The organism is Siccirubricoccus soli, from assembly GCF_024178315.1.
In the GTDB taxonomy this organism is placed as follows: domain Bacteria; phylum Pseudomonadota; class Alphaproteobacteria; order Acetobacterales; family Acetobacteraceae; genus Siccirubricoccus; species Siccirubricoccus soli.
This window is the reverse complement of record NZ_JAMZIK010000178.1, coordinates 17,724-29,534: the sequence shown is the minus strand read 5'-3', so window position 1 is coordinate 29,534 and position 11,811 is coordinate 17,724. Positions and strand designations below refer to the sequence as shown.

Genomic DNA, 11,811 nt, shown 5'->3' with positions numbered 1-11,811 from the left:
CGCCCGCCGCCGCCAGCGCCGCCATCCCCGCCTCCAGCCGCGCCGCGGGCAGGATGAGGCTGAGGCTGCCGCGATGGGCCAGCGGCGCGGCGAGGAAGCGGGCCCAGGCCTCCAGCCCCGCCTCCTCATGCGTCGCCGCCCGGCGCAGCGCCTCCGGCGGCGCCGTGCCGCCGGGCCAATAGGGCGGGTTGGCGAAAGCGTGATCGCAGCGCGGCAGGCGGCGGGCCAGCGCCAGGTCGCGCACATCGCCCTCGACCACCTCCACCTGCGCGGCAAACCCGTTGGCCGCGGCATTCTCCCGTGCCAGGACGGCGAGCGCCGGCTCCCGCTCCACCGCCAGGATCGTCACGCCCGGCACGCGCGCGGCCAGGCAGAGGAAGCCCGCGCCGCTGCCGCAGCCGGCCTCCAGCACCCGCTCCCCCGGCCGGGCGGGGATGCCGGCGGCCAGCAGCACCGCATCCAGCCCCGCCCGCAAGCCGCGGCGCGGCTGGCGCAGCCGCACCCGGCCGCCGAGCAGATGGTCCTCGGTGAGGTCCTCGCTCACCCTGCCGCCTCGCCGGCTTCGGCCAGCAGGCGGCGGGCGCGGGCGAGGTCCTCCGCCGCCACCGCCAGGCGGCGCGGAAAGGCGCCGATGCCGCCTTCCAGCGCGCTGATATGCGCGTCCAGCACCAGGCTCGGAATGCCGGCATCGGCCAGCAATGCCTGGAGGAAGCTGATGCGAATCGGGTCCTGGCTTTCGGCGACCACCCGCATGTCGAGATGAAACCCTTGAATTTGCTTCGCTTGCCGCCACATGGCCGCGTGGTTATGGTGCCGCCCCCCACACCAGGGTCAAGCGAGCCAGGGTCGAGCGAATTGGACGCGGAAGCGCAGGCGATGCCGATCGCGTCGCCAGACAGGATGGCCGCGTCGGGCGGCGAGGACGCGCTGACCGCGCTGACGGAGCTGGTGCGTGCCGATCTTGAGGCCTGCAACCGGCTGATCGTCGAGCGGATGCAGAGCCCGGTCGCCCTCATTCCGCAGCTCGCCGCGCATATCGTCGCGGCGGGCGGCAAGCGGCTGCGGCCACTGCTGACGCTGGCCGCCGCGCGGCTCTGCGGCTATCGCGGGATGCGCCATGTCGCGCTCGCCGCCTGTGTGGAGTTCATTCACACCGCGACGCTGCTGCATGACGACGTGGTGGACGAGAGCGCGCTGCGCCGCGGCCAGGCCAGTGCCAATGCGCTGTTCGGCAACAAGCCCTCCGTGCTGGTGGGCGATTTCCTCTTCGCCCGCGCCTTCCAGCTGATGGTGGAGGACGGCAACCTCGAGGTGCTCGGCATCCTCTCCGCCGCCGCCGCGACGATCGCGGAAGGCGAGGTGCTGCAGCTCGTCACCCAGAACGACACCACGACCACCGAGGCGCAGTACCTGCAGGTGGTCGAGGGCAAGACCGCCGCGCTCTTCGCCGCCGCGACCCGCATCGGCGCCGTGGTCGCGGACCGGCCGGCGGCGGAGGCCGAGGCGCTGGATGCCTATGGCCGCAACCTCGGCATCGCCTTCCAGCTGGTGGATGACGCGCTGGACTACGCGGCGGAGCAGGAGCGGCTGGGCAAGACGGTCGGCGATGATTTCCGCGAGGGCAAGATCACCCTGCCGGTGCTGCTGGCCTTCGACCGCGGCGATGAGGCAGAGCGCGGCTTCTGGCGCCGGGTGCTGGAGGAGCGGAGCCAGGCGGAGACCGACCTGGCCGCGGCCCAGGCGCTGCTGGAACGGCACGGGGCGTTGCGCGACACGGTGGAGCGGGCGCGGCGCTACGGTGACGAGGCGCTGGCTGCCCTGGCCGCCTTCCCGGAGGGGAAGGAGCGGCAGGCGCTGGCCGACATCGTCGCCTTCTGCATCGACCGGGCGCGATAGCGGCGGCCGGGCTTCGGCCCCGGCGCCATTCCTGCTGCGCCTTTCAGAGGCTGCCACCCTCCCGTGCCCTTTCGCGGCTTTGCCGCGGAAGGCTGTGCGAGGCTGCGGAAGTTCAGTGCCTCCGGGTTCCCATAAAGCCGCAGCGGCTTTACGGGGAGTCAGCCATAGCCGCCGCCGAGATTGCGCTCGGCCTGTTCGCGGCTCTCACCGGGGACGCCTTCGGCGGCGCGCGGGGAATCATCCGTGGCGGGCGTGGCCTCCGCCATGTGGAAGTCGAACTGCCCGTCGCGGGATTGCCAGTGCTGCACCGTCAGTACCCGGGCGCCGCCTTCGCTCTCATGCGGGCCATGCACCACGCCGGCCGCCTGGGTGAGGAAGGCGCCGGGGCCGTGGCGCTGGCCGCGCTCCAGCAGCTCGCCCTCCAGCACGTAATGCATCTCCGGCCCGGCGCGGTGGAAATGCGCCGGGATGAAGCCGCCGGGCGGGATGTGGACGATGCTGGTGACGACGCCGCGCCCGGCATCCTCGTTCAGCACCTGGATGCGGAATTGGCCCCGCGCGCCCGGGATCTCGAAGGGGGTGGGCGGCACGCCGGCGGCATCGAGGGCAAGGGGATCGGCCATGCGGGCCTCCTCGGAATGGCAGGGCCAACGCCCGGGCGGGCAGGGCGGTTGCCCGGCGGGATGCGCGGGCGGGGCCGCGGGCCGCTGCCGGCTGAAGTCCCTAGTGGTACACGCCTAGCGCTTGATACCCATCGGTATGCCCGCTTCAGGGTAAAGACATGGAGGCAGAGCTAAGGCGCATGCTGGAGGCGGCCTTCCCCGGCGAGGAGGCCCGCTACTTCCTCCCGATGTCCATCGGGGTTGCCCCGGAACACGCCGACGAAGGGGCCACGCTGATCCTGAACGGGACGAAGACGCTCACCTCCTCGCCATTTTGGGATTACCCTGACGGCAAGGTCCCCTTCGTCGGCGCGCTCAGCGTGCTGTTGGACGGCTCGAAAAAGCCGCGCGGCATTGTCGAAACGGCGCGGGTCGAGATCATGCCCTTTGCGGCGATCACCACGGCGATGGCTCGTGCCTATGGCGAGGGGGAACGGACGGTCGAGTGGTGGCATCGGATGATGGGGCCGTTCTACAGAGCGTCGGCGGCGCGCCACGGCGCAGTCCTCACCGAAGACACCCCGCTCATCTGGGAGTGGTTCACTGTCATACGTCGCCTCTGACGCCCAAGCCGATGTTTGGCGAGCGGGAGCCGCGTCGTGGGTACCAAGCGTCAGGTTTTGATCACTAGCTGGCGAGGCCGCCTGCCGTTGCGGAGGCGATAGGCGGGCCGCCCGAAGCATGGCATGCTGCCGGCAAGGCCCAAAGGCCGGGCTTCAGGGAGCGAAACATGAGCGTGACTATCGGGCGCCGCGCGGCGCTTGCCTTCGGTGCCGCGGCGCTGGCCGCGCCGGCGCTGGGGCAGGGCATCTGGCCCCAGGGGCCCATCCGGTTCATCGGCATCTTCCCGCCGGGCGGCGGCACGGACATCCTCTCCCGCATCTGGTGCCAGAAGATGGCCGAGCTCACCGGCGAGCAATTCGTCGTCGAGAACCGCTCCGGCTCCGCCGGCAATATCGGCACGGAGGCGATCGCCCGCAGCGCGCCGGATGGCCGCACCATCGGCCTCGCCAGCGTCGCGCCGCTGGCCATCGGGCCGACGCTCTACCGCCGCCTGCCCTTCGACGTGACGAAGGACTTCACCTACGTCTCCGGCCTGTGGCAGCTGCCGAATTTCCTCACCATCAACAATGACGTGCCGGCGCACACGGTGCCGGAGCTGATCGCGCTGGTGAAGGCGAATCCCGGCAAGTACAGCTACGCCTCCTCCGGCAGCGGCACGACGGTGCATCTCTCCGGCGCCATGTTCGCCGCCATGGCGGGGCTGGACATGGTTCATGTCCCCTATCGCGGCGGGGCGCCGGCGCATATCGACCTGGTCGCCGGCCGGGTGCACATGATGTTCGACAACATCCCCCAGGGCCTCGGCCTGGTGCGGGAGGGCAGGCTGCGCGGCCTGGCGGTGACGGGCGCGAAGCGCAGCCCCTTCGCGCCGGAATACCCGGCCATGGCGGAGTTCCTGCCGGGCTTCGAGATCGACAGCTGGGGCGGCGTCATGGGGCCGGCAGGCCTCGCCGCTTCGGTGGTGCAGCGGCTTTCCCAACTCACCCGCCAGGCGCTGGCGGCGCCCGAGCTCATCGCCCGCTTCCAGGAGAACGGCGCCACCACCTGGTTCACCACGGCGGAGGAATTCACCAGCTTCAGGGCAAGGAACGAGGCCGCCTTCGCGCCCATCATCCGCGCCTCCGGCGCCCAGGTCGATTGAGGAGACGCCCGCATGCCGCAGACCACCCGCCGCACCGCGCTGGCCGCGCTGCTCGCCACGCCGGCGTTCGCCCCCTCCCTGGCCCGCGCCCAGGGGAATGCAGGCGGCGACTGGCCGACCCAGACGGTGCGCTACATCAACCCCTACCCGCCGGGCGGCTCCACCGACATCCTCTCCCGCCTCTTCTGCGCCCGGCTGAGCGAGCTGACGGGGCAGCAATTCGTCGTCGAGAACCGCTCCGGCTCGGGCGGCGATGTCGGGCTGGACGCGGTGGCGAAGTCGCGGCCGGATGGGCTGACGCTCGGCCTCGGCGGCATCGCCTCCCAGGCCATCTCGCCGACCCTGAAGCCGAGCCTGCCCTTCCACCCGGAGCGTGACTTCACCTTCGTCTCCGGCATCTGGCAGCTGCCCAACCTGCTGGTGGTGAACAACGACTCGCCGGCGCGCACGGTGCCGCAGCTCATCGCCATGATGCGGGAGGCGCCGGGCCGCTTCTCCTACGGCTCGGCGGGTCCGGGCACCACGCTGCACCTTTCCGGCGCCATGTTCGGGCAGATGACGGGGTCGGAGCTGGTCCATGTGCCCTATCGCGGCGAGGCGCCGGGGCTGGTGGATCTGATGGCCGGGCGCATCCAGATGATGCTGGCCAATTTCTCCTCCTCCATCGGCTTCGTGCGGGAAGGCAAGCTGCGGGGCCTGGCGGTGACGAGCGCGGAGCGCAGCCCCGCGGCGCCGGATCTGCCGGCGATCGCGGAGTTCATCCCGGGCTTCGACATCGTCTCCTGGACCTGTCTCTGCGGCCCGGCCGGCATCCCGCCGGCGATGGTCGCCCGGATGAATCACTGGGCGCGGCAGGCGCTGGAAAGCGAGGGGTTGCGGCGCGCCTATCTGGAGCTCGGCGCCCGGACCTGGTGGACGACGCCGGAGGCGATCCGGGAGTTCCGCGCGGCGCAGGAGGCGAAGCTGCGGCCCATCATCCTGGCCTCCGGCGCCCGGCAGGATTGACAAGGCCGGATCGGGACGCTGCCCCCGGATGCCCTCCGGGCGCGGCGCCGTGGGCCGGGGAGGGGGAGGGCGTGGCGCTGCGGCGCGCCTTGTCGCGCGGCGCCTCTCCTGGCGTCACTCCGGCGCCGGGGAGGCCACGGGCTTGCCCTTTTCCACCACGAAGCTGCCGAAGATCCGGGTCTTCGCCGCCCCGTTGCGCGCCGCATGCGGCACCCCGGCCGGCACCAGGAAGCTGTCCCCCGCCTTGATCAGCCGCGGCGGCTGGCCGGCCACCAGCAGCTCCGACTCGCCCTCGATGACGTAGCTGCCCTCGTGCCCCGGATGGGTGTGGCGGGCGATCATGGCGTTGGGCTCGATCTCCACGATCATCTGCATGTTCACGTAGTTCGTGCCCGGCACATCCTCCTGCCGCAGCAGGGTGCGGGTGATGCCGCCGGCCGGCTGCGCGGAGACCTTGCTCGCGGTCAGGCCCAGCACGCCGCAGATGGCGCAGGATGTGAAGACCCTCCGGGTCAGCATGACGTATCCCTCCCCTGTCGTTCCGCCTGCAGGCTAGGCTAGCGGTCCCGGCCGCGTCCAGCATGGACCCGGGCGCCGCCATCCCCTGCGCGACGGGCCTCCTCACAACGAGGCCGGATGGCCCGAGCCCGCACATTGCGCCGAGGCCTCCGTGCTCGCGCGGCGATGCCGGAGCGGGCGAACCGGTAGCCAGGGGCGGCGCGGGGTGCGATGCTTCCGGCGCGGCCGTGAGAGCCCGGAGGAATCGCATGCCAGTCGCAGACCGTGCGGCACCCTGGGCCGCGGGCGGGGTGGACTCGCCCTATGCCTGGGCCCGGCTGGCTCTGGCCGTGGCGCTCAACACGCTGGGCGGCGTCGGGCTATGGTCCATCGTGGTGGCGCTGCCGGCGGTGCAGGCGGAATTCGGCACGGCGCGGGCGGCGGCGGCCTTGCCCTATACCCTCACCACCATCGGCTTCGCCCTGGGCGGGGTGTTGATGGGCCGGCTGGCGGACCGCTTCGGCGTGATGTGGCCGGTGCTGGGGGGCAGCCTCTCCCTTGGCCTCGGCTATCTGCTGGCGGCGCAGGCGGGGGACATCACCAGCTTCGCGCTGATCCATGGGCTGTTCATCGGGCTGCTCGGCGCCTGTGCCATGTTCGGGCCGCTGGTCGCCGATACCTCGCTCTGGTTCCGGCAGCGGCGTGGGCTGGCGGTCGCCATCTGCGCCTGCGGCAATTACTTCGCCGGCACGGTCTGGCCGCCCCTGCTGCAATGGGGAATCGCGGGGCTCGGCTGGCGGCGGACGCATGAGCTGGTGGGCATCGCCTGCCTCGTCCTGCTGCTGCCGCTGGCGCTGCTGCTGCGCCGGAAGCCGCCGCAGCAGGAGGCGGTGACGCGGACGGGCGGCGGCGGCGGCACGGCGCTGGGGCTTTCCCCCAATGTGCTGCAGGGGGTGCTTGTGGCGGCGGGCATTGCCTGCTGCGTCGCCATGGCCATGCCGCAGGTGCATATCGTCGCCTATTGCGTCGATCTCGGCTACGGCGCGGCGCGCGGCGCCGAGATGCTGTCCCTGATGCTGGCGACGGGTGTCCTCAGCCGGCTGGCCTTCGGGCTGGTGATGGACCGGATCGGGGCGCTCTCCACCCTGGTGCTGGCCTCGCTGCTGCAGGCGGTGGCGCTGGCGCTGTTCCTGCCCTTCGACGGGCTGGTGCCGCTCTACGTCATCTCCGGCCTGTTCGGCCTGTTCCAGGGCGGCATCGTGCCCTGCTATGCGGTGATCGTGCGGGAGAATTTTCCGGCCTCGGAGGTGGGGGTGCGGGTCTCGCTGGCGCTGTCCTCGACGCTGGTGGGGATGGCGCTGGGCGGCTGGATGTCCGGCTTCGTCTTCGACCTGACGGGCAGCTACCGGATGGCGGTGGTGAACGGGCTGATCTGGAACGGCGTGCATCTGGCGCTGGCAGGCTGGCTGCTGTGGCGCGGGCGGGCGCGGCGGGTCGCCTTCGCCTGAAGCCGCGGCGTGGCGTCCTTGCGCGCTCAACCCCATGGAGCCTTGCCGTGCGAACGCCACGGCGGCCGGGCAGGGAGGGGTGCGTGAGCTGCACCGGTTGCAACCGACGCTGCCCGGTGCCCTTCCGCGACTTCGCCGCGGAAGGCTGTGCGAGATCCCGGACGTTAGCGGCTTCGTGGGGAGGCTTAAACCGCCATCACCATGTAGTTCACCCCCACATCCCGGCTGACCCGCCAAGTGCCGCCCGGCAGCGCCATGTTCAGCCCGGCGATCTCCGTCACCCGCAGCCCTGCCGCCCGCAGCGCCGCCCCCAGCTCCGCCGGGCGCAGGAACATCCGCCAGTCATGCGTGCCCACCGGCAGCAGCCGCAGCAGGTATTCGGCGCCGAGCTTCGCCATCAGGAAGCTGCGCGGCGTGCGGTTCAGGGTGGAGAGGAAGACCGGCGCTCCCGGCTTCGCCAGGGCCCGCAGCGCCGCGCAGAAGGCGGCACGGTCCGCCACATGCTCGATCACCTCCAGGGCGAGCACGGCATCGAAGCGCCGCCCCTCCGCCGCCAGCGCCTCCGGCAGCCCCTCCCGGTAGTCGATGGTCAGGCCTCCGGCGGCGGCGTGCGCCCGCGCCGCTTCCAGCGCGGCGCCTGCCGCATCCAGCCCGGTGACATCGGCGCCGGCCCGGGCCAGGGCCTCGCTGGCCAGACCCGCGCCGCAGCCCACATCCAATACCGAGAGCCCCTCCAGCGGCCGCGCCGTCGCTGGATCCCGTCCATGCCGCCGGGCCAGATGGCCGATCACCCAGCCCATCCGGGCCGGGTTCATGGCATGCAGCGGCGCCATCGGCCCCTTCGGGTCCCACCAGCGCCCGGCCAGCCGGTCGAATTTGGCGATTTCCGCGCCATCCGCACTGCCACCGATGCCCCCATGGCCGCTCTGCATGGCCCGCACACCCTCCTGCCTCACGCCCGGTTGTTGCAGCCGGGGGGCTGCGCCGGTATCTGTGCCGGCCGCCGCACGGGCGCAACCGCGCGGCAGACCGCAATTTTGCCCCCGTTTCCAAGAAGCGCCCCATGGCCCGTATCGTGATGAAGTTCGGCGGCACCTCCGTCGCCGATCTCGACCGCATCCGCAACGTCGCGTCCCGCGTGAAACGGGAGGTGGAGGCCGGGAACGAGGTCGCCGTGGTCGTCTCCGCCATGGCCGGCGTCACCAACCAGCTCGTCAAATGGTGCCAGGACCTCTCCCCCCTGCATGATGCCAGGGAATACGATGTGGTGGTGGCCACGGGGGAGCAGGTGACGATCGGCCTGCTGGCGATCGCGCTGCAGACCATGGGCATCGATGCCCGCTCCTGGCAGGGCTGGCAGGTGCCCATCGTGACGGATGGCGCCCATGGCAAGGCTCGGGTCGAGAGCATCGACGGCAGCCTGCTGGTGGAGCGCATGCGGCAGGGCCAGGTGCCGGTCATCGCCGGCTTCCAGGGCGTCGAGAAGGAGCGCAACCGCATCACCACCCTCGGCCGCGGCGGCTCGGACCTCTCGGCCGTCGCCATCGCCGCGGCGGTGAGGGCGGATCGCTGCGACATCTATACGGATGTGGATGGCATCTACACGACGGATCCGCGCATCGTGCCGCGCGCCCGCAAGCTGGACCGCATCAGCTACGAGGAAATGCTGGAACTCGCCTCGGTCGGTGCCAAGGTGCTGCAGACCCGCTCGGTCGAGCTGGCGATGAAGCAGCGGGTGCGGGTGCAGGTGCTCTCCAGCTTCGAGGACAAGCCAGGCTCCCTGGTGGTGGATGAGGACGAGATCGTGGAACAGCCCATCGTGAGCGGCATCGCCTATTCGCGGGACGATGCGAAACTGACGCTGCGGCGGGTGCCGGACCGGCCGGGCATCGCCGCCGCCGTCTTCGGCGCCATGGCCAAGGCCAATGTGAATGTGGACATGATCGTCCAGAACCTCGGCGCGGACGGCACCACGGACATGACCTTCACCGTCGGCAAGGCGGATCTCGCCCGTGCCCAGGCGGCGCTGGACGAGGCGAAGGGTGAGCTGGGCTTCGAGACGGTGGTGGCCGACCCCGATGTGGCCAAGATCAGCGTCGTCGGCGTCGGCATGCGCAGCCATGCGGGCGTCGCCAACACCATGTTCAAGGCACTCGCGGAGAAGGGGATCAACATCCAGGTCATCTCCACCAGCGAGATCAAGGTCAGCGTCCTGGTCGGCGCCGAGTACACCGAACTCGCGGTGCGCGCCCTGCACAGCGCCTATGGGCTGGACGGGCCGGCCGCCTGATGGACGCGCTGACCCTGCCCCCCGCGGCCGCCGCCGCGGCGCTCGACAGGCTGATGGCGCGCGGCGCCGCCTTCCTCGGCAGCCGCATCGCCATCATGGGCGGGGCGATGAGCTGGGTGAGCGAGCGGCACCTGGTCGCCGCCCTCTCCAATGCCGGCGCCTTCGGCACCATCGCCTGCGGGGCGATGGAGCCGCCGCGGCTGGCGGAGGAGATCGCCGGCACCCAGGCGCTGACCGACCGGCCCTTCGGCGTCAACCTCATCACCATGCATCCCCGGCTGGACCAGCTGGTGGAGACCTGCCTGGCCGCCAAGGTGAGCCACATCGTCTTCGCCGGCGGCATCCCGCCCACCGCCGCCATCAAGCGGGCGAAGGAGGGCGGGGCCAAGGTGGTCTGCTTCGCCCCGGCGCTGGCGCTGGCGAAGAAGCTGGTGCGCAGCGGCGCCGATGCGCTGGTGATCGAGGGCTCCGAGGCCGGCGGGCATATCGGCCCGGTCAGCCTGAACGTGCTGGCGCAGGAGATCCTGCCGGAGATGGCGGCCCAGGTGCCGGTCTTCGTCGCCGGCGGCATCGGGCGGGGGGAGGCGATCCTTTCCTATCTCGAGATGGGTGCGGCGGGCGCGCAACTCGGCACCCGCTTCGTCTGTGCCACGGAATGCATCGCCCATCCGAAGTTCAAGCAGGCCTTCATCCGCGGCGCGGCGCGGGATGCGCTGCCTACGGTGCAGCTCGATGCCCGCTTCCCGGTCATTCCGGTGCGGGCGCTGCAGAATGAGGGGACGAAGCGCTTCCTGGAGCATCAGGCGGCGGTGCTCGCCCGCTTCGTGGCGGGCGAGCTGGACAAGGACGCCGCGCAGCTCGAGATCGAGCATTTCTGGGCCGGCGCCCTGCGCCGCGCGGTGATCGACGGCGATGTCGAGCAGGGCAGCCTGATGGCGGGCCAGAGCGTCGGCATGGTGGCGAAGGAGCAGCCCGCGGCGGAGATCATCGCGGAGCTGATGGAGCAGGCGCGGGCGGCGCTGGCGGGGCGGCTGCCGGGCTGAAGCGGGGAGGGGACGGCGTGCGGCATGTCCGTGGCATGATATTCACGCCGCAGGACGGAAATCGGTTTGCTGCCCTGGGTGCTGCGGGCTACATCGCCGAGGCGTGCCAGACGACATGAAACGCCTCGCCCGATCTGAACCCGCCGCCGGCGAGGCCGCGCGGCTCGGGGAGGAATTGCGCGATGCGCGGATGGCGCTCGGGCTCTCGGTCGAGGATCTTTCCGCCGCGCTGCGCATCCGCCGGGTCTATCTGGCGGCGCTGGAGGAAGGGCGGGTGCGGGACCTGCCAGCGCCGGCCTATGCGGTGGGCTTCGTCCGTTCCTATGCGCGCGCCCTCGGCCTCGATGCCGATGACATGGTGCGCCGCTTCCGCGACAGCATCGGCCCAGGGGTGACCCGGAAGACCGACTTGGTCTTCCCGGAACCCGTGCCGGACCGCGGCGTCCCGGCCGGGGCGGTGATGCTGGTGGGGGCCGTGCTGGCGGTCGGCGCCTATGTCGCCTGGTATAATTGGTCGGCCAGCGGCGGTCGCAGCGTGGATGCGGTGCCGCCGCCCCCGCCGCATATCGAGCAGGCCGCGCGCGAGGCGGCGCCGGAGCCCATGGCCCCGGCCGCGCCGCAGGCCGCAGCCCCCCTTGGGCCGCCTGCCGGCGGCACTTCCCCCGCCCGGCCGCCAGCCGGGCCGGTGGTGGTGGCGCCCGGGGCGGGCGTGGCAGCGGGGCCGGGCGCTGCGCCGGGGGGCGCTTCCTCAGGCCCTGGCTTTGCCCCCCCTGCGGCGCCCGGCGTCGCACCCTTCCCCGCGCCGCCCCCGGCTGCGCCCCCCGCTGCCGCACCTGCTCCGGGCACTGCCCCGCAGCCGGAAGAGGGCAGGCTGGTGCTGCGGGCCAAGGCCGATTGCTGGTTGCAGGTGCGGGACCGCCAGGCCGGCACGGTTCTGGTCAACCGCGTGCTGCGGCCTGGCGAGACCTATGTGGTGCCGGCGCGCGAGGGGCTGCTGATGACCACCGGCAATGCCGGCGGGCTGGAGATCCTGGTGGACGGGCAGCTCACGCCGGGGCTCGGCGGCACCCCTTCGGTGCGGCGGGACATTCCGTTGGACCCGGAAAGGCTGCGACCGGGCCTGCCGGCCAATGCCGCCCTTGCTCCGGCGGCGCCCGCCGCCCCCCGCCCGGCGCAGCAATAGGGCCGCAGCGGCACCGACCAC

The 11,811-nt window shown here is 72.0% G+C and carries 13 protein-coding genes; 8 read left to right on the top strand and 5 right to left on the bottom strand.

Annotated elements, in window-relative coordinates; all coding sequences use genetic code 11:
• Both NJ376_RS24110 and NJ376_RS24105 read right to left on the bottom strand, forming a co-directional pair.
• Nucleotides 1–544 (bottom strand): tRNA1(Val) (adenine(37)-N6)-methyltransferase (locus tag NJ376_RS24110; protein ID WP_252955839.1); only part of this gene is annotated, 544 nt, incomplete at its 3' end.
• A complete protein-coding gene (locus NJ376_RS24105; RefSeq protein ID WP_252955838.1) occupies nucleotides 541–753 on the bottom strand; it encodes a putative signal transducing protein in 213 nt (70 codons plus the stop codon). The genes NJ376_RS24105 and NJ376_RS24110, both read right to left, overlap by 4 nt.
• Before the next feature lie 123 nt (nucleotides 754–876).
• Here NJ376_RS24105 and NJ376_RS24100 point away from each other — a divergent pair, with 123 nt between their 5' ends.
• Entirely contained in the window at nucleotides 877–1,896 is a 1,020-nt protein-coding gene (locus NJ376_RS24100; protein WP_252955837.1) for a polyprenyl synthetase family protein, read from the top strand.
• Between the two features lie 158 nt (nucleotides 1,897–2,054).
• Here NJ376_RS24100 and NJ376_RS24095 read toward each other — a convergent pair whose 3' ends face one another.
• The gene (locus NJ376_RS24095) at nucleotides 2,055–2,519 is read right to left on the bottom strand and encodes a cupin domain-containing protein (protein ID WP_252955836.1); all 465 of its coding nucleotides are present in this window, start codon (nucleotides 2,517–2,519) and stop codon (nucleotides 2,055–2,057) included.
• Nucleotides 2,520–2,698: 179 nt separating this feature from the next.
• Here NJ376_RS24095 and NJ376_RS24090 point away from each other — a divergent pair, with 179 nt between their 5' ends.
• The 3 genes from NJ376_RS24090 to NJ376_RS24080 all read left to right on the top strand — a co-directional run bounded on the left by NJ376_RS24090 (nucleotide 2,699) and on the right by NJ376_RS24080 (nucleotide 5,268).
• Nucleotides 2,699–3,121 carry an ASCH domain-containing protein gene (locus NJ376_RS24090; RefSeq protein WP_252955835.1) on the top strand — a complete coding sequence of 141 codons (423 nt, stop codon included), beginning with the start codon at nucleotides 2,699–2,701 and terminating at the stop codon, nucleotides 3,119–3,121.
• Nucleotides 3,122–3,288: 167 nt separating this feature from the next.
• Nucleotides 3,289–4,263 (top strand): Bug family tripartite tricarboxylate transporter substrate binding protein, encoded by a 975-nt coding sequence (locus NJ376_RS24085; protein WP_252955834.1) that lies wholly within the window; start codon nucleotides 3,289–3,291, stop codon nucleotides 4,261–4,263.
• Between the two features lie 12 nt (nucleotides 4,264–4,275).
• Entirely contained in the window at nucleotides 4,276–5,268 is a 993-nt protein-coding gene (locus NJ376_RS24080; protein ID WP_252955833.1) for a Bug family tripartite tricarboxylate transporter substrate binding protein, read from the top strand.
• Nucleotides 5,269–5,382: 114 nt separating this feature from the next.
• Here NJ376_RS24080 and NJ376_RS24075 read toward each other — a convergent pair whose 3' ends face one another.
• On the bottom strand, nucleotides 5,383–5,787 hold the full coding sequence (locus NJ376_RS24075; protein ID WP_252955832.1) for a cupin domain-containing protein: 405 nt from the start codon (nucleotides 5,785–5,787) through the stop codon (nucleotides 5,383–5,385).
• Nucleotides 5,788–6,035: 248 nt separating this feature from the next.
• On the opposite strand from NJ376_RS24075, the gene NJ376_RS24070 reads away from it, so the two are divergent.
• Nucleotides 6,036–7,274, top strand: coding sequence for an MFS transporter (locus NJ376_RS24070; RefSeq protein WP_252955831.1), 1,239 nt, complete (start codon nucleotides 6,036–6,038; stop codon nucleotides 7,272–7,274).
• Nucleotides 7,275–7,459: 185 nt separating this feature from the next.
• Here the strand turns inward: NJ376_RS24070 and ubiG are convergent, their stop codons facing one another.
• Nucleotides 7,460–8,206, bottom strand: a complete 747-nt coding sequence (gene ubiG, locus NJ376_RS24065) for a bifunctional 2-polyprenyl-6-hydroxyphenol methylase/3-demethylubiquinol 3-O-methyltransferase UbiG (protein ID WP_252955830.1) — start codon at nucleotides 8,204–8,206, stop codon at nucleotides 7,460–7,462.
• Nucleotides 8,207–8,337: 131 nt separating this feature from the next.
• Between ubiG and NJ376_RS24060 the strand changes: the two genes are divergently transcribed.
• The 3 genes from NJ376_RS24060 (at nucleotide 8,338) to NJ376_RS24050 (ending at nucleotide 11,790) form a co-directional block, all read left to right on the top strand.
• Nucleotides 8,338–9,564 carry an aspartate kinase gene (locus tag NJ376_RS24060; protein WP_252955829.1) on the top strand — a complete coding sequence of 409 codons (1,227 nt, stop codon included), beginning with the start codon at nucleotides 8,338–8,340 and terminating at the stop codon, nucleotides 9,562–9,564.
• Nucleotides 9,564–10,607 carry an NAD(P)H-dependent flavin oxidoreductase gene (locus tag NJ376_RS24055; protein WP_252955828.1) on the top strand — a complete coding sequence of 348 codons (1,044 nt, stop codon included), beginning with the start codon at nucleotides 9,564–9,566 and terminating at the stop codon, nucleotides 10,605–10,607. The genes NJ376_RS24060 and NJ376_RS24055 overlap by 1 nt, the downstream gene beginning before the upstream one ends.
• Nucleotides 10,608–10,722: 115 nt before the next feature.
• Nucleotides 10,723–11,790 carry a helix-turn-helix domain-containing protein gene (locus tag NJ376_RS24050; RefSeq protein ID WP_252955827.1) on the top strand — a complete coding sequence of 356 codons (1,068 nt, stop codon included), beginning with the start codon at nucleotides 10,723–10,725 and terminating at the stop codon, nucleotides 11,788–11,790.
• Nucleotides 11,791–11,811 lie beyond the last annotated feature (21 nt).

Bases quoted from the DNA above. Each gene is read 5' to 3' on its own strand.
- NJ376_RS24105 (WP_252955838.1), bottom strand. From the start codon at position 753: ATGCGGGTGGTCGCCGAAAGCCAGGACCCGATTCGCATCAGCTTCCTC.
- NJ376_RS24100 (WP_252955837.1), top strand. From the start codon at position 877: ATGCCGATCGCGTCGCCAGACAGGATGGCCGCGTCGGGCGGCGAGGAC.
- NJ376_RS24095 (WP_252955836.1), bottom strand. From the start codon at position 2,519: ATGGCCGATCCCCTTGCCCTCGATGCCGCCGGCGTGCCGCCCACCCCC.
- NJ376_RS24090 (WP_252955835.1), top strand. From the start codon at position 2,699: ATGCTGGAGGCGGCCTTCCCCGGCGAGGAGGCCCGCTACTTCCTCCCG.
- NJ376_RS24085 (WP_252955834.1), top strand. From the start codon at position 3,289: ATGAGCGTGACTATCGGGCGCCGCGCGGCGCTTGCCTTCGGTGCCGCG.
- NJ376_RS24080 (WP_252955833.1), top strand. From the start codon at position 4,276: ATGCCGCAGACCACCCGCCGCACCGCGCTGGCCGCGCTGCTCGCCACG.
- NJ376_RS24075 (WP_252955832.1), bottom strand. From the start codon at position 5,787: ATGCTGACCCGGAGGGTCTTCACATCCTGCGCCATCTGCGGCGTGCTG.
- NJ376_RS24070 (WP_252955831.1), top strand. From the start codon at position 6,036: ATGCCAGTCGCAGACCGTGCGGCACCCTGGGCCGCGGGCGGGGTGGAC.
- ubiG (WP_252955830.1), bottom strand. From the start codon at position 8,206: ATGCAGAGCGGCCATGGGGGCATCGGTGGCAGTGCGGATGGCGCGGAA.
- NJ376_RS24060 (WP_252955829.1), top strand. From the start codon at position 8,338: ATGGCCCGTATCGTGATGAAGTTCGGCGGCACCTCCGTCGCCGATCTC.
- NJ376_RS24055 (WP_252955828.1), top strand. From the start codon at position 9,564: ATGGACGCGCTGACCCTGCCCCCCGCGGCCGCCGCCGCGGCGCTCGAC.
- NJ376_RS24050 (WP_252955827.1), top strand. From the start codon at position 10,723: ATGAAACGCCTCGCCCGATCTGAACCCGCCGCCGGCGAGGCCGCGCGG.